The following is a 21,710-nucleotide window of genomic DNA, read 5'->3' on the forward strand; positions in this document are numbered from 1 at the left end:
CGCGGCACACGCGCTTCCACCAGGGACTGTTCGGAGTCTGCCGCCATGGCGCATACTCTCCCCGCTGCGACGAGCGGAGGAGAGTCGGTCGCCGATGCTGGATGTCCTGGGCCTGGAACCGGATGACGAGCGCGTCTACCGGGCACTCCTCGGACGGCCGAGCTCCACCGCGGTGACCCTGTCGGAGCTGCTCTCCCTGACGCGGGATCAGGCCGACGACGCCCTGTCCCGTCTGGTCACATGGGGACTGGTGACCGGATCGGCGGACGACCGGTTCACCGCCGCCCCGCCCGCCATGGCGCTCGGCGCCCTGATCACGCAGCGCCGGGACGGGCTGCGCGCTGCCGAGCACGCGCTGGTCGCCCTGGCCGAGGAACACCGGGCGGCCACCACCGCGACCGGCATCGGCGATCTGATCGAGGTCGTCACCGGCGTCGACGCGATCCGCCATCGCTACCTCCAGGTTCAGCAGGCGGCCCGTACGCAGGTCCGCACCTTCATCACGGCACCGTTCGTCGCCCTGCCTCCGGGCGAGAACACGGCCGAACCGCTGGCGCTCGGTCGTGGCGTGAGGTTCCGGGCGGTACTGGACCGGGCCGTCCTGGAGGAACCGGGCATCATCCACGACGCGATCGACTCCCTGCGCAACGGCGTGCAGTTGCGGGTCGCCGACCAACTGCCCATGAAACTCATGCTGGCCGACACCGAACTCGGCCTCGTCCCGCTCGCCACCACGCCGGCCGGTGAGCCCGGAGCGGTGCTGCTGCACCGCAGCGGCCTGCTGGACGCGATGGACACGCTGTTCGAGACGGTCTGGCGCACCGCCCACCCGCTGGCACTGCCCGTCGACGAGGATGGACCCGAACCCACCGTCGAACTGGAGCCGGAGGGCCCGACGGCCCTCGATCAACGGATCCTCGCGCTTCTGCTGGCAGGTGCCACCGACTTGACGGTGGCGACACAACTCGGCCTGTCACCGCGCACGATGCACCGACGACTGCGCCGCCTCATGGACCTGGCCGGAGTACGCACCCGGATGCAACTCGGCGGCCACGCGGTCCGGCACGGCTGGGTGGAGGCGTCGCCGACGAGGCAGCCGTGAGGGCGTTCGCCGCATGGCTCGACGGCGGTCGGTCCCGAGGTGTTCCGGAAGCAGGCGCGGCAGCCGGTCCACTCCATGGTGCGCGAGGCGACTCGCCGGCGGCACAGCACAGTCGGCGAGAGGCTGCCGGCGGCCTTCTCGTGGCTGCCTGACGGTCCGGCACCTTCCGCGCCACGCGGGGGTCACCCGACTCCGAGGGCTGCTTCGGCCTTTTGGACGTGGTGTTCGACCGGCCCGAACGAGATCAGACCGCTCCCGGCACCGGCCCGCTCTCCCGCGGCGGCCGAGAGTTCGTCGCGGGCCCGGCGCAGGACCGGCCGGTGCCCGGCGGTCGCCGCCGCGCGGGCGAGTACACACCACAGCGCCTCCTGCAGGAGGTCGTGCGGAGGCCGGGGTACTTCCGTGAGCGCCTGCCGGGCCTGTTCCACGGCACCGGACTCGACCAGCAGGAGAGGGTCGAGCCACGGCCGGTAGGGACCGGCGTCGAGGTGGGCGAAGTCCTGGGGGTCGAGCGGGGTGTCACCCCGCATCACCGGGACCAGCGCCACGAGGACGGCGGCGCCCTGGACGAGGCCGGGCATGCCGCAGTCGGCGGTCTCCGCCAGGACACGTGCGTAGGGGGAGCGGGCGGCGGGCCAGCCCTCGGTCTCGCAGGTCCGCAGGGCGCGGTACCAGGCGGTGAACACTCCGGCCAGCGGCCGTTCGTTGCGGTGCGCGAGCCGGTCGATCTCCTCGGCCTCGGCGTCCGCCGCCGCGAGGTCACCGAGGCCGGCGAGAGCCTGGAGACCGACGATGCGGCCCAGAACTTCATGGCCGGGCATCTGGTGCTCGACGGCCAGCCGGGTCAGCTCATCGCCGAGGGCGTCTCTGGTCGCGGCGGACCCGCAGTCGGCGAACGACTGCATGAAGGCGGCGTTGAGCGCGAACGCGAGGAGCGCGGGGTCGCCCAGACGGCGGGCGATCCGGACGGCTTCCTCCGCGGCGCGTTCGGCGCGCCGGCGCCACGGTTCGGTGGCGCGGGCGTCGCCGGCCCGGGACAGCGGCGCGTCGGCGGCGGCGTCGCCACGTGACTCGACCGCCACGACGGACAGCAGCCGGGCGCGGAGCGCGGCCGGCCCGTCGGGACCGAAACGGGCGGCGGCACGGGCGGCGGCCCGGGACAGCTCGCCGGCGTCGTCGGGGTCGTCGGCGCGGGTCCACACCGCCGGGACGTCGTAGGAGCCGATGATCCTGGCGGCCAGCTCCGTGTCGCCGGTCGTCTCGGCCGCCGCGACCAGATCCCGTCGGTGCCGACGGGCCTCCTCGAGGCCGTCGGGGCCGGTCACCGCGAGGTCGCGGAGCAGACCGGCGGTCGCGTGCAGCCGGGCCTTGGAGCGAGCGGGCACCGTGCGGTCCCACGAGGCCGCCGCCCGGTCCCAGACACTGTCGGCCATCCCGGCCGGTTCGACCGCGGAGCCTGCCGTACCGCTGAGGATGCGCGCCTCGGTCCGTGCCAGGGCGCCCGAGGGGACACGCCCACCGCCCCCGCCGGCGAGGGCGTCGCGGGCCCGGTTCAGCGCCTCCAGCGCCTCACCCCGCCGCCCGGCACGATCGAGCGCCGTGGCCAGGAGCACCCAGCCGTCCTCCCGGCCGGGGTGGGCGGCGACATGGGCGCGCAGGTCGGCGACGGCGTCGCGGGCGGCGCCGGTGGCCAGCAAGGCATCGGCGCGCCGCTCGACCGCGTCCAGGCGGAGCGCCTCCAGCCGCACCTGTTCGGCGGCGGCCCACGCGGCGGCGGGGAAGTCGGCCAGCACCGGCCCCCGCCAACGAGCGAGCGCCTCGTCCCACAGGGCGACGGCCGCGTGGGGCGGTGCCCCGGCGGCACGCGCGGCGGCGTCCTCGAACCGCCAGGCGTCCACCGCCCCGCGGCCGGCGCGCAGGACGTAACCGGGGCCGTCGGTGACCAGCAGGCGCGAGGGCTGCCGGGGAGGTCGCGCGGGTTCCAGGGCGCGGCGCAGCGCCGCGACGAAGGTGCGGACCGCGCCCACCGCACCCGCCGGAGACTCGTCCTCCCACAGGTCCGCGACGAGCCGGCCGACCGGCACGACCCGGCCCCGGGCGATCAGCAGGCGCCCGAGCACCTCGCGGTGGCGGGGCGCTCCGAGGGGGAGGGCCGAGCCGTCGGCGTCCCAGGCGGCCACCGGTCCCAGCAGTCCGAACTCCACGCCCACGACAGGGTCCTTTCGCGGGCGGTGCCGTCTCCGGGCATACCGCGTGTGCACTCATCGATCGCTGATCCGGGGCCCGCAACCTGGGTGACGTCCCCGGACGACACGGACCGCCGAGTCCGGAACGTCCACTCTGCCACGAACCACAGGAGTCGCTGTGACACCCCCGAGCATCACCGGTTTCACCGAGCACCGCGTGCGCGTCGACGAAGGCGTCACCCTGAACGCCGCCGTGGGCGGCACGGGCGCGCCGGTCGTCCTGCTGCACGGCTTTCCGCAGACCCACCTGATGTGGCGGCACGTCGCCGCCGACCTCGCCTCCGACCACACCGTGATCTGTCCCGACCTGCGCGGCTACGGTGCCAGCGACAAGCCGGCCGAGACCGGTCCCGGCGTCTACTCCAAGCGGACCATGGCCCAGGACGTGGTGCGCCTGGCCGCCGACCTGGGACACGACCGGTTCGTCCTGGCCGGCCACGACCGCGGCGCCCTGGTCGCCTTCCGCGCCGCGATGGACCACCCGGACACCGTCTCCCGCGCCCTCTTCCTCGACATCCTGCCCACCCTGGACATGTGGGACGCCCTGCACGGGGTCTCCGCCGCGGTCGGCTTCCACCTGTACCTGATGGCACAGGCCCCCGGCCTGCCGGAGGAGATGATCCAGGCGAGCGCCGACCCCTTCTTCGCCTACTTCCTCGATGCCTGGACCAAGGACCCTGAAGCCATCCCCGCCGACGTCCGCGCGCACTACCTCGCCGCGTCCGCGGCGGCCGTGCCCTCCATCGTCGCCGACTACCGCGCCTCGGCCGGTGTGGACGTGGACCACGACACCGCCGACAAGGAGGCGGGCAACCGGCTCGCCATGCCGGTGACCGTCCTCCAGCAGGACTGGGGCGCCGCCCTCGGCTACCACGCCCAGGGCCTGTGGAGCGCCTGGGCCGACGACCTGCGCCACCGCACGGTGTCCTGCGGCCACTTCATGGCCGAGGAGGACCCGAACCTGATCGCCGACGAGATCCGTGCCCTGGCCGACCGCTGATCGAGACCCGCTGATGCCCCGGCGGCGACTGGCCTTGAACGGACGGCCCGCGTAGCCGGCCCGGGAGCTCCACGACCGTCCGATACAACAGCACGTGATCCAGAGGGAGTTGGGTCATGGTGCGACGGCGGGGATCCGGCACGCCGATCCGTTCACGGTCGGCCGGCGGCGCGCCGGGGTCCCCTTGGCTCGGTGCGGTTTTTTGCCCGTGTCAGGCGGGCCGGGCTGCGGCCTCGTCCAGGGCCTCTCGGGCGGCCGTCTCGGCGGCCGCCCGGTCCTCGGGGATCAGGCCGATGCGGGTGCGGCGGTCCAGGAGGTCGGCCTCGTCCAGGGCGCCCTCGTGCAGCACGGCCCACAGCAGCGCGGCCCGGGTGACCGGGTGTCCGGGCACCACGGCCTCACCGAGCCGGGGGTCCCGGGCGGCGAGGGCGTGGACGGCGGGAGCCTCGGCGCCGTACCGGCGGATCAGGTGGCCGGGGGCGGCCAGTGATCCGAGCCGCTGCGGGGCCGCCGCGCCGACCAGCGGCAGGGAGGCGGTCGTCGAGGGACCGGCGCGCAGTCCCCGGGCCACGACCGCCGCGTCCACGGCGTCCTGGGCCATGCGCCGGTAGGTGGTGAGCTTGCCGCCGACCACGGTCGTCACCCCGTCGTCGGAGGTGAGGACGGCGTGCCGACGCGAGATGTCGGAGGTGCGGGCGGCCGCTCCCGAGCGTCCGGGCGCGGTGTCGAGCAGGGGGCGCAGCCCCGCGAAGGCGCCGACGACGTCGTCGCGCCGCACCGGGACGTCCAGGGCGGATCCGACGACGTCGAGCAGGAAGCCGACGTCCGACTCCGGCACCTCGGGCACGTCCGGGAGGTCCCCGTCGACGGGTTCGTCGGTGAGCCCGACGTACACGCGGCCGTCGTCCTGCGGCAGGACGAGGACGAACCGGTTGCTCTCGCCCGGGATGGGGATGTGCATCCCGGCGGGCAGCGGTCCGAACAGGTCGGCGCGCAGCACCAGATGGGTTCCGCGCGAGGGGCGGATCCGGATGCCGTCGACGAGGTCGCCCGCCCAGACGCCGGAGGCGTTGACGACCGCGCGGGCCCTGATCTCGCCCTCCTCCCCCGTCAGTTCGTCGCGGACGCGGGCGACGGTCCCGCCGGTCCCCAGAACCCTGACGCGGGTGAGGATCCTGGCGCCGTGGGCGGCGGCGGTGCGGGCGAGCGCCGTGACGAGCCGGGCGTCGTCGGTCACCTTGCCGTCCCAGGACAGGAGCCCGCCGCGCAGCCCCGCGGGTCGCACCGACGGCGCGAGATGACGGGCCTCCACCGCGGAGAGGCGGCGCGGAGCGGGCAGGGTGGCGCGCGAGGTGCGGGCCGCGAGGCGCAGGGTGTCACCGGCCCGGAACCCGGCCCAGGCGAGGGAGGCCTGACCGCGTGACACCAACGGGGTCAGGGGCAGGACGAAGGGCTGGGCACGTACGAGGTGGGGGGCGGTGCGCTCCATGAGGACGCCGCGTTCGACCGCGCTCTCGTGGGCGACGTCGAGCTGCCCGGAAGCCAGGTAGCGCAGTCCGCCGTGGATGAGCTTGGAGCTCCAGCGCGAGGTGCCGAAGGCGAGGTCGTGGGCGTCGACGGCGACGACGCTGAGTCCGCGCGCGGCCGCGTCCAGGGCGACTCCGGCGCCGGTGGCGCCGAGTCCGATCACCAGGACGTCCACGGTGGCGCCGCCCACGATCTCGGCGAGTTCACGGCGGCGGCGGGCGGCGGAGAGCGACGATCCGGGCGCCGGGGCCGCCGGGCCGGACGGACTGCTTGTGGGACTCATGGCGTGAGGGTCCTCTCCAGAAGGGTGCGCAGTTCGTCGAGGAAGGCCGTGCTGGTCAGTTCGGGGTCGTCCTCGTCGGTCATGGTCCGCAGCGACAGGGTGAAGGACTGGACCACGAGCAGTACGGCACGGGCCTGTCTTCTCGTGGGGGCGATCCGCACCGAGCCGTCGGCGTGCCCCTCCGCCAGGGCGTCGGCGAGCAGTTCCAGGAGGGCTTCCTGGCTGGCTCCGCGGCGGTCCAGTACGTAGGGGAGCAGGAGTTCGGGGTCGACGTCGATGATCTTGCGGAAGAGCGGGTGGGCCCGGAAGCCCTCCACGCCGGCCACGAGACCGTCCACGATCCGGGTCCGCGTCGGCTCGTCCGGGTGGGGCTCGGGCATCGCGCCGGTCGCCACGTCGATCCACTCACGGGTCATCAGGTCGCCGACCAGCGAGCGCACGTCGGGCCAGCGGCGGTAGAGCGTCATGCGCGAGACGCCGGCGCGGCGTGCCACGTCGGTGAGGGTCGTACGCCGGACTCCGACCGCCAGGACGCAGTCGCGTACGGCGTCGAGGACGGGGTCGCCGTCCGAGTGCTTGTGACGAATAGGCGCCATGTGTCACAGTGTAACGCCCCGTGCGGCTGTGCGGGAGACGGCACGTCGCCACCGACCGATGAGGACTAGTTCATGGACATGCTGTGGAGCGGCTGGGGCGACCCGGCCAAGGCGGCGCCTTTGCCCGACTCGGTGACCGGCCTGCTGCGGGACCTGCTCGGCGTCAAGCCGCGGGACACCGCCGCGCACGCCCTCGATGAGATCGCCGTTCCCGAGCCCCTGCCGGACCCGGCCCTGGACGCGCTGGCGGAGGCCGTCGGCGGCGCGGAGCACGTGCGCGCCGACGCCGAGTCGCGGATCAGGCACACCCGCGGGAAGTCCACGCCCGACCTGCTCAAGCTCCGCGCGGGCGACGCGGGGGACGCTCCCGGGGCCGTCGTCCTGCCCTCCACCCACGACGAGGTACTCGCGGTCCTGCGCGTGTGCGCCGAACACGGCCTCGCCGTCGTGCCGTTCGGCGGTGGCACCTCCGTCGTCGGCGGCCTGGCCCCGGAGCGGAGCGCCTTCGTCGCCCTCGACCTGCGCCGTATGAACGCGATGCTCGGCATCGACCCGGTGTCGCGGACCGCCACGCTCCAGCCGGGCCTGCGCGCACCGGACGCGGAGGCACTCCTGGCCGAGTACGGCTTCACCCTCGGGCACTTCCCCCAGTCCTACGAGTGGGCGACCATCGGCGGGTTCGCCGCCGCCCGGTCCAGCGGCCAGGCCTCGGCCGGCTACGGCCGCTTCGACGAGATGGTCCTCGGGCTCACCCTCGCCACCCCGGAGGGCACCCTGGACACGGGCCGCGCCCCGCGTTCGGCGGCCGGCCCCGATCTGCGCCAGCTCGTCCTCGGCTCGGAGGGCGCCTTCGGGGTCATCACCTCCGTCACCGTACGGATCAGGCCGCTGCCGCAGACACGCGTGTACGAGGGCTGGCGGTTCGCCTCGTTCGAGGAGGGCGCCACCGCGCTGCGCCGGCTCGCCCAGGACGGACCGCGCCCCACGGTGCTGCGGCTGTCCGACGAGACCGAGACCTTCGTCGGACTCGCCCAGCCCGACGCCATCGGTTCGGCCGACGCGGCCACGAGCGCGGGCTGCACCGCGATCGCCGGATACGAGGGGACCGAGGAGGAGACCGCGCGCCGCCGCGAGGAGGCCGCTGCGGTCCTGCGCGCCGCCGGAGGCACCTACCTCGGCGCCGAACCCGGCGACCGCTGGGCGCACGGCCGCTACTCGGCGCCGTATCTGCGCGACGCGCTGCTCGACGCCGGGGCCTTCGCCGAGACCCTGGAGACCGCGACCTTCTGGTCGCGGGTCCCCGAGCTCTACACCGCCGTCCGCACCGCCCTGACCGAGACGCTGACCGCCGCGGGCACCCCGCCCCTGGTCATGTGCCACATCTCGCACGTGTACGAGAACGGCGCCTCGCTCTACTTCACGGTGGTCTCCGCGCAGGGCGAGGACGCCGTCGCCCACTGGGCACCGGCCAAGGAGGCCGCCAACGAGGCCGTGCTGAACGCGGGCGGAACCATCAGCCACCACCACGGGGTGGGGACGGACCACCGCGACTGGTACCTCCGGGAGGCGGGACCGCTGGGCATCGAGGCCCTGCGGGCCGTCAAGGAGCGGCTGGACCCCGACGGCGTGCTCAACCCCGGGATCCTGCTGCCCGTGGACTGACGCCCGCCGCGATGATCCGGCGGCGGCCGGGGGCCGCCGCCGGATCATCCGCACCCGCACGCCTGCCGGCCGGCCCGGCGCCGTGCACCCTTCACCCTCTGCCCGCTCCGTCCCACCGTCACTGCCCGGAGGCACACCGATGCGACAGTTCACCGCCGTCGTCAATCCCACCGCGGGCGGCTCCACCGGGGCGGCGGCGCTGCTCCCGGTCGCCCGCCTGCTGCGGGAGGCCGGAGCCGGCCTGGAGACCGAGTACAGCCGCAGCCTCGCCCACGCGCAGGAGCTCGCGCTGCGCGCCGGGGAACAGGGCCGGGTCGTGCTCGCCGTGGGCGGCGACGGGATCGCGGGCGGGATCGGCGGCGCGCTGAGCGGGACGGACACCGTGCTGGGCCTGGTCCCGGCCGGGCGCGGCAACGACTTCGCCCGCGCGCTGCGCCTGCCCACCGCCGCCGAGGACCTGGCACGCGTCCTGCTGCACGGCGAGCCCCGGCGCGTCGACACCATCGAGGTGGAGTCCGCGGTGCATGCCCGCACCGTGGTTCTCGGCAGTGTGTACGCGGGCGTCGACGCGCTGGCCAATCAGCACGCCAACCAGGCGCGCGTGCTGCGCGGGGCCGCCTCGTACTACGCCGGCGGGCTGCGCGCGGTCACCGGGTGGCGTCCGGTGTCGTACCGCGTCACCGTCGACGGGGAGGAACACTTCCACCGCGGCTACACCGTCGTGGCCGCCAACTCGGCCTACTACGGCTCCGGGCGCATCATCGCCCCGGCGGCGCTGACGGACGACGGCCTGCTGGACATCGTCATGATCCGCCAGGCGCCGCGGCGGTTGTTCTTCACCCTCATGAACGAACTCAAGACCGGCGCGCACACCGCGCGGCCGGAAGTGGTGATCCTGCGGGGCCGGGAGATCCACATAGAGGCCGACCGGCCCGTTCCCTACGGAGCCGACGGGGAGGTCGAGGCCACCCTCCCCGTCACGGCCCGGGTGCGGCCGGGTGATCTGGCGATGCTCTTCTGATCACCCGGCCCGTGCACGCCGTCCGGCGTCAGCCCGCGGTGGTCTCCCCGGCCGCGCTGCCCGCCAGCCACTGGTCCCAGCTCAGGTTGAACGAGGCGTAGCCGTTGTCGGCCGGGGCCTTGGCACGCGGGGAGCCGGTGACGGACACCGGGTCGCCCTGCTTGACCTGGCCGTAGAACCACTTGGCGTCCGTGATCGACAGGTGGACGCAGCCGTGCGAGCCCCGGGCGCTGCCGCTGCCCGGGTTCGGGTCACCGGTCGAGTAGTGCACGTAGGTCCCGGACTGGGTCAGGTGGACGTCCCAGGGAAGGGTCAGGTCGTAGTAGTTCGCGTCGCCCTTGTTGCAGCTGATGCCGACGCTGCACGAGGTCATGTGGACCTTCTCCTGCTTGTCGATCACCGCCATCACGCCGTTCCACGTGGGGTATTCGGCGCTGCCCGCGTTGATGGAGAGGGTCCGCACCGGCGCGCCGTTCTTGGTGACCTTCATCGTGTGACCGGTGACCGACACGTCCGCGCGGACGTCGTCGCCGACCGTGAAGTCGTGGACGTAGGAACGCGTGCCGTAGCGGCCGTTGCCGTTCGCGACACCCTTCAGGTCGGCGGTGACCTTCACCTTCGTACCGCTCGCCCAGTACGACTTGGGCCGCCAGTCGGCGCGCCGGTCACCGAACCAGTGCCACGCGCCGGTCATCGGCTGCGAGCTGGTGACCTTCATGTGCTTCTCGATGCCGGCGCGGGCCTTCTGGGCCACCGGATTGGTGAAGATGACCGAGATCGGCATCGCGACACCGACCGTGGCACCGGTCTGCGGCGTGATCGTCTCCAGCAGCATCGGCGGCCCGGCGGGCTTCGATGGAGACGGCTTCGCGCTGGCCGTCGGCTTCTTCGCCCCGGCCTTTCCGTCGTCTGAACTCGCCTTCGGCGTACCCCCGCCGCAGGCACTGGCCCCCGCCAGCACCGCAACCATGACGAGTGCCGTCGTTATCCCGCTACGTCGCTTCACTTTTACCCCGGCTCACAATCGTGCCTGCCTCACTTCTCTCTTGGACTGCGGGCACGCGTCCACGGTTGCAGTTGATGTGTAAAGCGCGATTCAAAACCCGACTCGGGAGGCTCACACCCGCACGGATCGGACGCGAGGCGTGAACGGTTGCTGAGCGTTCGTCACAGTGCGGGAGCGGCCCCCGGTCACCACCGGAGGGTGAACTCCTGGCGGTCGGCGAAGTTCTCGTAGCCTGCCCGTTCGAAAGCCGTGATCATGGCGGTGTTGGCCGCGTCGCAGTCACCGCGGATCTCCTCGGCGCCCGCTTCGACAAGCAGCCGCGTGCCGCGGGCCACCACCGCCGTCGCATAGCCGTTGCCGCGACAGGCGGGAGACACCGCCACCAGGCCGATCACCGCGGCCGAGGGGTTTCGGGCGGGGAGGCTGAGGGCGGCCGGCGTGCCGTCCGGAGCGAAGCCCAGTTCCCACCACGAGGGCTCGTACGAGAACTCCTCCATGTCCGCGAAGAGGCCTTCCGCGGCACGCCGGGCGCCATGCCGGGCGACCTTGGCGGCGAGTTGGGCGTCGGCGCTGGTCGGCAGCGCATCGGCGAGGAGGGCGATGAACGGCTCACGGCCCAGAGCGAGCAGGGACTGCCAGGTCAATCGGTCATCATGCGAGGTGAGTTCAACCCCGGGGCGACGGCGGAAGCGGCGCCCGTCACGGGCCCGCTCGAAGCCCGCCAGGCGGAGAAGCTCGGCCCGCCGTTCCGGCTCCGCCTGGTACTGCGGCGGCTGCGTGGGCGAGTCGGTGACGTGCTCCAGCTCGGTGGCGCCGAGTTGGGCGGCCAAGGCGACGGCCTCGGCCAGCAGCGCCCGGCCGATGGCCAGGCCGGGTTCGTCCCACGGTGCCTCAAGGAGCACCAGGGCCATCGGGACGTCGTTCCCGGGGAGGGTCCACAGCGCGGTGGCCGCCGTGAGCCGACCGGCCTCGTCCTCCGCGACCAGGCACCACTCCGGCCGGGTGCACTTCTTGGCCAGCAGGTCGGTGAGGTAGGCGGCCGTCCCGGCGTTGCGCTCGAGCTGGTCGGAGTACTGGACGAGGGCAGGTAGTTCCTCTGGGCGCGCAATACGTACGGGCATGTACGGGGATCATCCTGTCTCTCGATGACGTAGCCGGCTTCGCTCGAAAGCGCCGGATCGCGTCGGCCGGTCTCCGGTTCGGAGCACGGGCCCTTGCCGACGCCGGAGCGGCGGGCCGATTGCATGGCTTTCCGCCCCTGGCGTGCCGGGGATGCATGTGCCGTGACCCGATCAGCGTTCCATAAACAGAACGTTCTGTAAACGGAACGTTCGTGTCGGCGCACACGCACCGCGGTTCGAGCGGGGCTCGGGCTGCCCCCTCTAGGAGCGTGATCGCGGGGCCGCGTCGACTCCCTCCGGTGCCGCCGCCGGCGCTTTCGCGGGCGGCGCGGTGCCGGATCTGACGAGGGGGACCAGCACCGCCGCGCCGGCCACGGAGAGCAGGGCGACCACGCGCAGCACCCCGTCGATCGCCGAGCCGTCGGAGGCCGCGCCGCCGGTGGAACCGCTGACCTCCTCCAGTACGGTCGCGGCCACGGTCACGGCCACCGCGCCCCACAGCACCAGCGAGGTGAGCACCAGACCCGACGCGGCGGCGAGCCGTCCGGCGGACACGTACGACTGGGTCGCCGCGTTGGTGAGCGCCCAGCCGAGTCCGACGCCCGCTCCGACGACGGCGAACACGGCGGCGTAGAGCGGCAGCGGACGGGCCCAGGTCAGCGCGCCGAGCGCCACCCCGCTGAGCAGCAGCCCCACCGCCATCAGCACCTCCGCCCGCCACCGCCGCGCCAGATGCCCGGACCAGTAGCTCGCCGCGCCGACTCCCGCGGACAGCGCCAGGAACACCACTCCCGACTCCAGTGGTGACAGTCCCCGTGCCTGCTGGAGATACAGCGCGGCCAGTACCGCGACGAGGCAGTACACGATGTTCGACACCGTCCCGGCCGCCGTCACGGTCACGAAGGGCCGGTTGTGCAGCAGCGACAGGTCGATCAGCGGCTCCACCGCCCGCCGCTCGACGACGACGAACAGGGCCAGCAACGCCGCGCCCCCGGCGAAGCACACCAGGGTGGCCGCCGAGGCCCAGCCCCAGTTCGAGCCCTGGTCGACGCCGAGCATGACGGCGGTCAGGCCGGCGGCCAGCGTGACGGCGCCCGGCAGGTCCATCCCCCCTGCTGCTCCCTCGTCCCGCGACTCCGTCACGTAGCGCAGCATGAGCAGCACCGCCAGCGCACAGAACGGCACGTTCAGCAGGAACACCGCGCGCCAGCTCACGAGTTCGGCGAAGGAGCCCCCGACGAAGGGACCGAGGGCCGTACCGACCGCGCTGAAGGCGAGCACGGTCCCGACGGCCCGGCCCTGACGGGCGTCACGAAAGTGCGCCGTCACCACCGCCACCGCGATCGGCAGGACCAGTGCCGCCGTCATCCCCTGGACCACGCGTCCCACGGTCAGCCACGCCGCGTTCTGCGCGGCACTGCACACGACCGACATCACGGCGAAGCCCGTCAGCCCGAGGACGATGATCCGTCTGCGGCCGTAGAGGTCGGCCGCCCGCCCGCCGACGATCATGAGCGCCCCGAGGGTCAGCATGTAGCCGCTCACGAGCCACTGCAGGTTCGTGGCCGGTGTCCCGAAGTCGCGGGCGATCACGGGCAGCATGAGGTTCAGCGCGAACCAGTCCAGCTCCACCAGCAGCATCGCGATCGAGGCTGCGGCGATGACGGCGCGGTCCTGGCGCGAGAACAGCCGCGTCGTCCGGCCTGCGGATCCGCTCACGACGACCATCCCCTGGCGCGGGTCACCCCTCCAGCCAGCGTGCGGGCGCGCGCGGGGCACCGCAACCGGAGCCCGGACCGGCCAGCCGCGCCGCCCCGGGTCCTCTCCGTACCCGCGCCGCGCCCGGCGCGTGCCGTGCGGGCGTCTCCTCACTCTCTCAACTCCCGTACCGTGCCGACCACATGACCGCTCCGAGTAGGATGATCGAACATTTGGCCTGCCGCGTTTCCGTGGTGCGATGGGAGCTAGCATGACGATCGACCGACAGTCGTTTCCGCCGCTCGACACCAGCAAGGCGCATCCCGCGCGGGTCTACGACTGGCTGTTGGGCGGCAAGGACAACTACCCGGTCGACGAGGCGGTGGGTGAGAAGCTTCCGCCCGAGGCGAGGGACGCCGCCCGGCAGAACCGCGAGTTCATGCACCGGGCGTCCGCCTGGCTCGCCGGGCAGGGCATCGACCAGTTCCTGGACATCGGCACCGGCATCCCCACCCAGCCGAACCTGCACCAGATAGTCCAGAACATCACGCCGTCGGCGAAGGTCGTCTACACCGACAACGACCCCATCGTGCTGCGTCACGCCGAGGCGCTCCTGGTCAGCCGCCCCGAGGGCGTCACCGACTACATACAGGCCGACGTGCGGCGGCCGGAGGACATCGTCCAACACGCCCGCCACGTCCTGGACTTCAGCCGGCCGATCGCGCTGTCGCTGATCGCGCTGATGCACTTCATCCCTGACGAGCAGGACGCGCACTCCATCGTGCGCAACCTGGTCCACACGCTGCCGTCGGGCAGTTACCTGGTGCTGTCGCACGCCTCCTCCGACGTGTTCCCCGAGCTGTCCGCCCAGGTCACCGCCGAGTACGCCAAGGGCGGCATCCAGCTCGGCTTCCGTACCCGGTCCGAGGTGGAGCGCTTCTTCGACGGCCTCGACCTCGTCTCCCCCGGCCTGGTGACGGCGACGCAGTGGGTCCAGTCGGGCGAGGTACCGGCGCCGGCGCCGGAGGACAGCGGCATCTACACGGCCGTGGCCCGCGTGCGCTGAGCGGTACGGGGACGGCGAACGACGGATCGCCGAGCGGTACCGGGGACGGTCGACGTGCCGTGCCCCGGTGATCCGTGCGGCGCGGACCGGTATCGCGTCCATGCGGGTGGCGTATGGGGCGGCGGCGAGCCCCCGGCGGCATGACCGGCGTTGTGCAGGATGCCAACTCACGCTCCGTCAGAGAGGACGTCCTGTGCGTCGAACCATGCTGTTTTCTGTCTGTGCTCTCGTCGCCGCCGCTGCCACCGGGTTCTTCACCACCAGCGCCATCCGCAACCGCTGACCGCGAGAGGCCCCGCGCGGCTCCGGGCGGCGCGCGATCGGACGGCGCGTGATCGGACGGCGCGCGACCCGGCGGCCGCCGGGTGGGACGGCTCCCGCGGCCGTCCCACCCGGGGCATGTGCCGGGACAGCCCGTTCAGTCCGCGGCACCGTCGTCGGGGCCGGCCCCTGAATCAGAGTCGTCGGCCGTGTGGCGCCCCAGGCGGATCCGGAGAACCACGGGGATGACGAGCCACCACAGGATGTACAGCGCCGCCACGCCCGCGACGATCCAGGGCACGTACCCGTCGTCGTGGGTGGCCGTGCGCAGCACCAGCAGCAGGGCGGCGGTCATGGTGAGCAGCAGGAGCAGCAGGCCGAGCAGGGTCAGCCTGGACGCCCACACGACGGCCTCCGGCTTGATGAAGCGGCCCGTCACGATGCGGTGGAACGCCACCGGGGCGACCAGCGCGCCCACGGCCGTGGCGCCGAGGACGATCGTCACCATGTAGAGCGTCTGGTCCGCGTCGGACAACCGCCGGTAGGACGGCTGGAACACCACGGTCAGCAGGAAGCCGAACAGGATCTGCACGCCGGTCTGGGCCACGCGGATCTCCTGGAGCAGGTCGACCCACTTGCGGTCGGCCCGCTCCTCGGGCGACTCGTCGCGGCCGTCCTTCCGGACGTCAGCCTTCATCGGCGGTCCCTCTCCTGGTCGTGCGGCGCCGGTGCGCGCCCCTCAGCGGCCCAGCGCGTTCTTGAGCTGCTGCTTGCTCATGGACGAGCGCCCGTGGACGCCGCGTTTCCTGGCCTCTTCGTACAACTGGTCCTTGGTCGGGCCCCGCGCGCCGGAGTGCGAGCGTTCGCCGCCCCGCTGCGACGCCGATTCGGGGTCTCGCAAGGACGTCTCGCTCGCCGTCTTCGACTCGCCCGCCCTGGCCCGTTCCTTGTTCACCGTGCGGGCCGCTATCTCCTCGGCGCGCTTCGTGGACTCCCCGCGTTCCTGTGCGCTCTCCTTGATGTGCTCGTACTGCCGCTCGCGCTTCCTGTTCGATCCTGCGGGCATGGTGCACCTTCTTCCTGGACGCGGCCTGTCGGGTGCGCGCGTGCCGCCTCGCGCCCGTTCATGGCTCGTGAGGCCCGGGTCCCGTGTGAGGGGGCGGTCGAACGGGACCCGTCGGCGCCGCGCGGGCCCCGGCCGTTCACCCCTTCCGGCGGCGGACGGTCAGCCATACGAGGACGGCGGCGCTCGCCCCGGCCAGGATCAGCATCCGGTTCTCGCGTGCCAGCCGCGCTCCCTGGGCCGTCTGCTGCCGCAGCGCTTCGGGGGCCTTCTCCTGCCACACGCCGCCGGCCTTCGCGGCCGTGTCCCGCACCTGGTCCGCGGCCTGGGCCGCCCGGTCCTTGACGGGGTCGGGCACCCTGTCCTGGACCGCGTGCGCGGCCTTGGACGCCTTGTCCCTCAGCTCGCCCGCCTTGGCGGCGGCCTGCCCGGCGACCTCCGCGGTCTTCTCCCTCGCCTGCCCGGCGACCTCCACGGTCCTCTCCTTGACCTCGGCGCCCTTGTCCTTCGCACGGGCCTTGACGTCGGCCTTGTCGGCCAGCGCCTGGACCGTCTCCCCCAGCTCGGCACGGGTCCGCTCGACCTGTTCACGCACCTCGTCGGGTGTCGTGGCCGTCTGCTTGCCGTCGGACTGTTCGTTCATCGGTGCGCACTCCTCTTGATCTCGGCCACGTCGGCCTTCACGTTCTCGATCGCCTGCTCCGGCTTGGGCGGTGCCGCCCGGCCGGCCTGCTTCTTCCCGGTCAGTGCCATGGCGGTGGCGACGGCGCCCAGGAGGGCGGTGACGATCAGTGCCCCCGCCCACACCGGCAGGGTCACGGCGAGCGCGGCGATGGCGGTGGCCACCAGGGCCTGAAGTGTCAGGAAGCCGACCACTCCGGCGCCCCCGAACAGGCCGCCGCTCTTCCCGTACCGCCTGCCCTTCTCCTTCATCTCCGCCTGCGCCAGCCGGAGTTCGCCCCGCACCAGTTCGGTGAGCTGCTGCGAGGCCCGCTGGACCAGCTCACCCACCTGATCCGATCCGTTCCCGCGTATCGGCTCGGCTGTTCCGTCGGTCGTCGCCCGTACATCCGACACGGTGATCACCTCCTGTCCGCTTCTTCGATCCGGGCCGGGCACTTCGGCGTGCTCCGGCCGTCGCTGACGCACCGGGTACCCCGAACCCGGCGGTCCAGGGCAGGTGCGTTCATTCCCGGCCGGACGAGTCCGGGCCGGGCGGTTCGGGGTCGACGGCGGTGTCCGGGGTGCTTCGGCCCGGCTGCCGTTTGGCCCCGAGCCGCAGGTCGACCTCCTTCTCCTGGTCCCCCGACGCGGTGCCCCGCTCCTGCACGGCGAAGGCGCCGTTCAGCGCCTCGCGCAGGAGGTCCACGGCGAGGTAGCCGCCCTGGAGCGTCGCGCTGACCGGGCCTTCCAGCGGGGCCGGACCCGTCGGGATGCGGTCGTCGGCGGGCGCGAACTCCGCGGTCCACACGGCGGGACGGGATCCGGGCGGATCCTCGGGGACGGTCGAGGACCGGTCGGTGGGGAAGGCCGTTCGCAGCACGTCGAAGACGGTGGCTGCGTCCTCCCTGGACGTTCCGGTGAGGGACACGGTGACCACGGGCCACTCTCCTTTCGCTGGGGTACGACGGTGCGTCACCCGCCCGAGCGCCCGCGGACGTCAGGCGGACGGCTCGTCCGGCACCGGCTGCTCGGGGCGGGAGCTGCCGGAGCGCGGGGCGCCCCTGGGGCCGGTGCCCGCCTCGTCCGTGTCGGGGACCTCCGTGCCGGACTTCTCCGCGTCGTCGGCCTCGCCGTCCGCACCGCGGCGCTCCGCCCCGGTGCGGCGGCTCCCGGTCGATGGCCTGGGTACGCCGACCACGTCCAAGGGGTCCTCGTCGGGTGCCGCCTGCTGATCGGGCAGATCCCTCGGTACGGGCTTCGGCATCGGCCCGTCACCGGTCCCGGGGCCTTGCGGGCGGGGCTCGCTCACGACGTCCTCTTTTCCTCGCGCGGGTGGGGTGTGACGCGTCGCAAGTACCCCTCTCGGTCGTGATGAAGCAGGTGGCCGCCGGAACGCCGGACCGCTCCGCGTCAGGTCCGGCGCGGGGCGCGAAGCCCCAGCGTGTCGGCCTCGGGCGCGGGAAGGCGCGAGCGGCGGCGGGGTCCGCGTGGGCACGGCCTCCCCGGGCCCCGGATCCCGAACCGCGGGTCCGGGCGCTCCGGCGTGCTACTGGAGCGCGCGGACGGCGGCGGTGAAGAGCGGGGGGAGGCGGGACGCCGCAGGGACGACCAGGCGGGCGGTGCCCGGGCGGCGGCTGGCGGCCAGGAGAGCGCCGGTCAGCAGGCGGTGCCGCCGGGTGAGCAGGGCCCACGCCCGCTCGTACTCCCCCACGCGACCTGCGGCGAGACAGCGTACGGCGGCACCGGCCGTCGCGAGGCCGAGGGCGATCCCCTCGCCCGTGAGGGCGTCGACATAGCCCGCGGCGTCGCCGACCAGCAGGACGCGTCCGGCGACCCTGCGGCGCACCCGCTGGAGCAGCGGCCCGGCACCGCGGACGCCGGTGGCTCCCTCCCCGGCCGGAGCACCGGCCGCGCGCAGCGAAGCGGTGAGGTCGGGGAAGTCGCGCAGGTGCTCGTCGTACCCGCGCCGGACCCGGCTGAGGACCGCGACGCCGACCAGGTCGTCGGCGACGGGGGTCACATAGGCCTCGCCCCGGCCGGACCAGTGGACCTCGACGAAGTCGGTCCAGGGCTCGACGCGGTAGTGCCGGCGCAGCCCGTAGCGCCGGTGCGTGCCGCCGGGAAGGTCCAGGCCCAGGCCGCGGCGGACGGTGGAGTGCAGTCCGTCGGCGGCGATCAGCCAGCGCGCCGTGAGACCCGCGGCGCCGACCGAGTCCGCGCTCTGGCGCACCTCCCCCACCCTGCCCGGCACGATCCGTACGCCGAGGCCGAGCGCGCGTTCGTGCAGCGCGCGGTGCAGCTCGGTACGGCGGATGCCCAGGCCGCCGGGCCCGTGGAAGCACGCCTCGGCGCGGGCGCTGCCGGCCACGTACCGGATTCCGCGCAGTTCCCTCCCCGCGGGCTCGACGCCCAGCACCCGCAGCCCGGCGACTCCGCTCGGCATGACGCCCTCCCCGCAGGCCTTGTCCACCGGGGCGGTCCGCGGCTCGACGACCACCGCCTCCAGGCCGGCCAGCGCGCTGTGGATCGCGGCGGCCAGACCGGCGGGGCCGCCACCGGCGACCAGGACGTCGATCACGCCGGAACGGACCCGATCGAGGGAGCACCGGCCACACCGGCCAGGGCCCGGTTCTCGCATCGGATGCGTACCGTGAGCACGACGGCGTTGACCAGCGTGAACAGGACCGCCGTGACCCAGGCGGTGTGCACCAGCGGGAGGGCGACCCCCTCCGCGACGACCGCCACGTAGTTCGGATGCCGCAGCAACCGGTAGGGGCCACGAGCCACGAGCGGCAGACCGGGTACGACGATCACCCGGGTGTTCCAGCGGAACCCCAGGGTGGCGATGCACCACCAGCGCAGGGCCTGGGCGCCCATGAGGACGGCCAGCATGGACCAGCCGAGCGCCGGGACGAAGGGCCGGTCGGCCAGCCACACCTCGGCGGGGCAGCCGAGCAGCAGGGCGGTGTGCAGGGCGACCATCGCCGGGTAGTGGCCCCGGCCCGCCTCGATCGCGCCGCGCGCTCTGCTCCAGCGTTCGTTGCGACGGGCGACGACGAGTTCGCCGACCCGTTCGGCGGCGACGGCGGCCACCAGCAGTGCGTACCAGTCCATGTGTCCGTGTCCCACCGTTCCATGTCGCGCGCCGGGCGGCCTACCAGCGCAGGAGCACCATCTCGCAGGCGAAGCCCGGTCCCATCGCCAGCAGCAGACCCGGAGTGCCGGGGGGCGGGCGGCGGGTGGCCAGGGTGTCGCGCAGGACGTGCAGGACGGACGACGAGGAGAGGTTGCCCACGTCGGCCAGGTGACGCCACGTCACATCCAGCGCTCCGTCCGGCAGTTCGAGCGCCTCGGCGACGGCGTCCAGGATCTGGGGGCCGCCGGGGTGGCACACCCACGCGCTCACGTCCTTCGTCTTCAGACCGTGGTCGCCCAGGAACCCCTGGACGTCGTCGGCGAGATGACGGCGCACCACGTCGGGGATGTCGGCGTCCAGAACGACCCGGAAGCCCGAGTCCTCGACCTCCCAGCCCAGGATGCGGCTGGTGTCGGGATACAGCCGGCTGCGCGTGTCCACGATCGTGGGCCCCTCGGCTTCGCCCGTACGACCGGAACCGCACGCCACCACCGCGGCGGCGCCGTCACCGAACAGGCCGGTGGCGACCAGGTTGGCCAGGGAGGCGTCGTCACGCTGGAAGGTCAGCGAGCACAGTTCCACCGACAGCAGCACCGCCACGTGTCCGGGCCGTCCCAGCAGACAGTCGTGGATCCGCGACAGGCCCGCGGCGCCCCCGGCGCACCCCAGGCCGAACATCGGCACGCGCCGGACGTCCGGCCTCATTCCGAGGCGGCCCGCCACCCGGGCGTCGACGGAGGGCGCGGCGACGCCCGTGACGGAGGTGAAGACCAGCAGGTCGACGTCGGTCGCGGACAGACCGGCCAGACGCAGCGCCTCCCGGACCGCCTTGGCGCCCATGTCCGTGGCGGCCTGGATGTAGACGTCGTTCGCGGCACCGAACCCGTCCAGTGCCTCGTACGCCTCGAGCGGGAGCGTCATGTGGCGGCCGCGGACCTTCGCGGCGCGGTGCAGCCGGTCGAGCGCGTGGCGGTCGGCGCCCTCGCGCAGACACCTGCGGGCCACCATGTCGGTGATCTCCGACTGGTCGTAGCGGTGCGGCGCGAGGCTTCCGTGAACAGCGGCGATCCGCGTCATAGGGCTCCCGTCCGAACCGGCTGGGGTGGGCTGCCCAACAGGCCTTCCCCGGACCGGCGCCGCGCCACCAGGGATCGCCCGTCCGGCCGTTCGCCCCGTGGCGCGCCCCGGCCGCGTGGGCGCGGCCTCCTACCATCGCCGGGTGGGTACTCCCGAGCACATGACGGCCGGCGACGGCGCGGGGCGCGGGAGCGGCCTGCCGGCCGGTCTGGCCCGGGCGTGCCACCCGGGCGCCGTCCTGGCCGTCACCTCGCTGACGGCTGCGCTGGCCGTGATCAGCGGCCGCGGACCCGCGGGTTGCGTGCTGGTGTGGGCCGCCGTGCTCGCGGGGCAGTTGTCCGTCGGCTGGTGCAACGACGCGTTCGACGCGCGGCGGGACATCGCGGCCGGCCGCCGCGGCAAGCCCGTCGTGGACGGCGCGATCGGCGCGGGCCGGGTGTGGACCGCCGCCTACGCGGCGCTGGCGCTGTGCGTACCCCTCTCGCTGCTCTGCGGCCTCGGGGCGGGCGCCGTGCACCTGGCCGCGGTCGGTGCGGCGTGGGCGTACAACCTGCGGCTCAAGACCACCCGTTGGTCCTGGGCGCCCTACGCCCTGGGGTTCGCCGCGCTGCCCGCCTTCGTGCGCCTCGGGCTGCCCGGCCATCCGTGGCCGCCCTGGTGGGTGCTCGGCGCCGGGGCGCTGCTGGGGATCGGAGCGCACCTGGGTGATGTGCTTCCGGACATCCGCGGCGATCTGGCGACGGGGGTACGGGGGTGGCCGCAGCGTCTGGGACCCGACCGGGCCCGGCTGCTGCTGCCGGTGCCGCTGGTGATCGCGTCGGCGCTGCTCGCCCTGGGACCGGCGGGACCGCCCGGCCGACGCGAGGTGACGGCGCTGGTCCTGGTCCTCCTGGTGGCGGTGACGGGGACGGTGCTGGGACGGCGCAGGGAGCGGCTGGCGTTCGTGACGGCGGTCGTCGTGGCGGCGGTGGATGTGATCCTGCTGCTCGGCGACACCGGGATGGGGCCCGCCTGAGACACCCGGCCCCCGGACACCCGGGCACCTGGCCCCCGGACACGCGGACACGCGGACACGCGGACACGCGGAAGACCCGCACCGTGCGGTGCGGGTCTTCCTCAGCGATTCCGTCCGGCGAGCCGAGCGATCACGGGGTCTGGCGGCGTCCGGCACCCGGCCGGTCG

General features: G+C 73.7%; 21 protein-coding genes. 6 read left to right on the forward strand and 15 right to left on the reverse strand.

What is annotated here, in order from left to right:
* The first annotated feature begins 94 nt into the window (after positions 1 to 94).
* Positions 95 to 1,102, forward strand: a complete 1,008-nt coding sequence (locus ACFRIC_RS02665; RefSeq protein ID WP_382778657.1) for a helix-turn-helix domain-containing protein — start codon at positions 95 to 97, stop codon at positions 1,100 to 1,102.
* Between the two features lie 182 nt (positions 1,103 to 1,284).
* Here ACFRIC_RS02665 and ACFRIC_RS02670 read toward each other — a convergent pair whose 3' ends face one another.
* A complete protein-coding gene (locus tag ACFRIC_RS02670; RefSeq protein ID WP_382778658.1) occupies positions 1,285 to 3,312 on the reverse strand; it encodes a BTAD domain-containing putative transcriptional regulator in 2,028 nt (675 codons plus the stop codon).
* 154 nt (positions 3,313 to 3,466) lie between these two features.
* Between ACFRIC_RS02670 and ACFRIC_RS02675 the strand changes: the two genes are divergently transcribed.
* Positions 3,467 to 4,348 carry an alpha/beta fold hydrolase gene (locus ACFRIC_RS02675; RefSeq protein WP_382778659.1) on the forward strand — a complete coding sequence of 294 codons (882 nt, stop codon included), beginning with the start codon at positions 3,467 to 3,469 and terminating at the stop codon, positions 4,346 to 4,348.
* A 211-nt stretch (positions 4,349 to 4,559) separates the two neighbouring features.
* On the opposite strand, the gene ACFRIC_RS02680 is transcribed toward ACFRIC_RS02675, so the two are convergent.
* Entirely contained in the window at positions 4,560 to 6,158 is a 1,599-nt protein-coding gene (locus ACFRIC_RS02680) for a glycerol-3-phosphate dehydrogenase/oxidase (protein WP_382778660.1), read from the reverse strand.
* Entirely contained in the window at positions 6,155 to 6,754 is a 600-nt protein-coding gene (locus ACFRIC_RS02685; protein ID WP_382778661.1) for a TetR/AcrR family transcriptional regulator, read from the reverse strand. The genes ACFRIC_RS02680 and ACFRIC_RS02685 overlap by 4 nt, the downstream gene beginning before the upstream one ends.
* Positions 6,755 to 6,826: 72 nt before the next feature.
* Here ACFRIC_RS02685 and ACFRIC_RS02690 point away from each other — a divergent pair, with 72 nt between their 5' ends.
* Together ACFRIC_RS02690 and ACFRIC_RS02695 are read left to right on the forward strand one after the other, a co-directional pair.
* The gene (locus ACFRIC_RS02690) at positions 6,827 to 8,416 is read left to right on the forward strand and encodes an FAD-binding oxidoreductase (RefSeq protein ID WP_382778662.1); all 1,590 of its coding nucleotides are present in this window, start codon (positions 6,827 to 6,829) and stop codon (positions 8,414 to 8,416) included.
* Positions 8,417 to 8,555: 139 nt separating this feature from the next.
* Positions 8,556 to 9,437: a YegS/Rv2252/BmrU family lipid kinase gene (locus tag ACFRIC_RS02695; RefSeq protein WP_382778663.1), complete on the forward strand. Its 882-nt coding sequence runs from the start codon at positions 8,556 to 8,558 to the stop codon at positions 9,435 to 9,437.
* 28 nt (positions 9,438 to 9,465) lie between these two features.
* Here the strand turns inward: ACFRIC_RS02695 and ACFRIC_RS02700 are convergent, their stop codons facing one another.
* From ACFRIC_RS02700 to ACFRIC_RS02710, 3 genes are all read right to left on the reverse strand, one after another.
* Positions 9,466 to 10,407 (reverse strand): Ig-like domain-containing protein, encoded by a 942-nt coding sequence (locus tag ACFRIC_RS02700; RefSeq protein ID WP_382778664.1) that lies wholly within the window; start codon positions 10,405 to 10,407, stop codon positions 9,466 to 9,468.
* 221 nt (positions 10,408 to 10,628) lie between these two features.
* Positions 10,629 to 11,564, reverse strand: a complete 936-nt coding sequence (locus ACFRIC_RS02705; protein ID WP_382778665.1) for a GNAT family N-acetyltransferase — start codon at positions 11,562 to 11,564, stop codon at positions 10,629 to 10,631.
* Between the two features lie 261 nt (positions 11,565 to 11,825).
* Positions 11,826 to 13,283, reverse strand: coding sequence for an MFS transporter (locus ACFRIC_RS02710; RefSeq protein WP_382778666.1), 1,458 nt, complete (start codon positions 13,281 to 13,283; stop codon positions 11,826 to 11,828).
* A 250-nt stretch (positions 13,284 to 13,533) separates the two neighbouring features.
* Between ACFRIC_RS02710 and ACFRIC_RS02715 the strand changes: the two genes are divergently transcribed.
* Positions 13,534 to 14,328 (forward strand): SAM-dependent methyltransferase, encoded by a 795-nt coding sequence (locus ACFRIC_RS02715; RefSeq protein ID WP_382778667.1) that lies wholly within the window; start codon positions 13,534 to 13,536, stop codon positions 14,326 to 14,328.
* A gap of 418 nt (positions 14,329 to 14,746) precedes the next feature.
* On the opposite strand, the gene ACFRIC_RS02720 is transcribed toward ACFRIC_RS02715, so the two are convergent.
* The 9 genes from ACFRIC_RS02720 to ACFRIC_RS02760 all read right to left on the reverse strand — a co-directional run bounded on the left by ACFRIC_RS02720 (position 14,747) and on the right by ACFRIC_RS02760 (position 20,528).
* Complete coding sequence (locus ACFRIC_RS02720) at positions 14,747 to 15,286, reverse strand: DUF6328 family protein (protein ID WP_382778668.1); 540 nt, start codon at positions 15,284 to 15,286, stop codon at positions 14,747 to 14,749.
* A gap of 42 nt (positions 15,287 to 15,328) precedes the next feature.
* Positions 15,329 to 15,655 (reverse strand): plasmid stabilization protein, encoded by a 327-nt coding sequence (locus ACFRIC_RS02725; RefSeq protein WP_382778669.1) that lies wholly within the window; start codon positions 15,653 to 15,655, stop codon positions 15,329 to 15,331.
* A 136-nt stretch (positions 15,656 to 15,791) separates the two neighbouring features.
* On the reverse strand, positions 15,792 to 16,295 hold the full coding sequence (locus ACFRIC_RS02730) for a DUF3618 domain-containing protein (RefSeq protein ID WP_382778670.1): 504 nt from the start codon (positions 16,293 to 16,295) through the stop codon (positions 15,792 to 15,794).
* On the reverse strand, positions 16,292 to 16,663 hold the full coding sequence (locus ACFRIC_RS02735; protein WP_382778885.1) for a phage holin family protein: 372 nt from the start codon (positions 16,661 to 16,663) through the stop codon (positions 16,292 to 16,294). Before ACFRIC_RS02735 ends, ACFRIC_RS02730 begins: the two co-directional genes overlap by 4 nt.
* 175 nt (positions 16,664 to 16,838) lie before the next feature.
* Positions 16,839 to 17,252 (reverse strand): hypothetical protein, encoded by a 414-nt coding sequence (locus ACFRIC_RS02740; protein ID WP_382778671.1) that lies wholly within the window; start codon positions 17,250 to 17,252, stop codon positions 16,839 to 16,841.
* Between the two features lie 60 nt (positions 17,253 to 17,312).
* Positions 17,313 to 17,624: a hypothetical protein gene (locus tag ACFRIC_RS02745; RefSeq protein WP_382778672.1), complete on the reverse strand. Its 312-nt coding sequence runs from the start codon at positions 17,622 to 17,624 to the stop codon at positions 17,313 to 17,315.
* Positions 17,625 to 17,861: 237 nt separating this feature from the next.
* On the reverse strand, positions 17,862 to 18,893 hold the full coding sequence (locus ACFRIC_RS02750; RefSeq protein ID WP_382778673.1) for an NAD(P)/FAD-dependent oxidoreductase: 1,032 nt from the start codon (positions 18,891 to 18,893) through the stop codon (positions 17,862 to 17,864).
* Positions 18,890 to 19,429, reverse strand: coding sequence for an isoprenylcysteine carboxyl methyltransferase family protein (locus ACFRIC_RS02755; RefSeq protein ID WP_382778674.1), 540 nt, complete (start codon positions 19,427 to 19,429; stop codon positions 18,890 to 18,892). The genes ACFRIC_RS02750 and ACFRIC_RS02755 overlap by 4 nt, the downstream gene beginning before the upstream one ends.
* Positions 19,430 to 19,469: 40 nt before the next feature.
* Positions 19,470 to 20,528, reverse strand: coding sequence for a type III polyketide synthase (locus ACFRIC_RS02760; RefSeq protein WP_382778675.1), 1,059 nt, complete (start codon positions 20,526 to 20,528; stop codon positions 19,470 to 19,472).
* Positions 20,529 to 20,670: 142 nt separating this feature from the next.
* Here ACFRIC_RS02760 and ACFRIC_RS02765 point away from each other — a divergent pair, with 142 nt between their 5' ends.
* Positions 20,671 to 21,543, forward strand: coding sequence for a UbiA family prenyltransferase (locus ACFRIC_RS02765; protein WP_382778676.1), 873 nt, complete (start codon positions 20,671 to 20,673; stop codon positions 21,541 to 21,543).
* Positions 21,544 to 21,710 lie beyond the last annotated feature (167 nt).

The sequence above is a fragment of the Streptomyces sp. NPDC056738 genome (assembly GCF_042790435.1).
Taxonomy (GTDB): Bacteria; Actinomycetota; Actinomycetes; order Streptomycetales; family Streptomycetaceae; genus Streptomyces.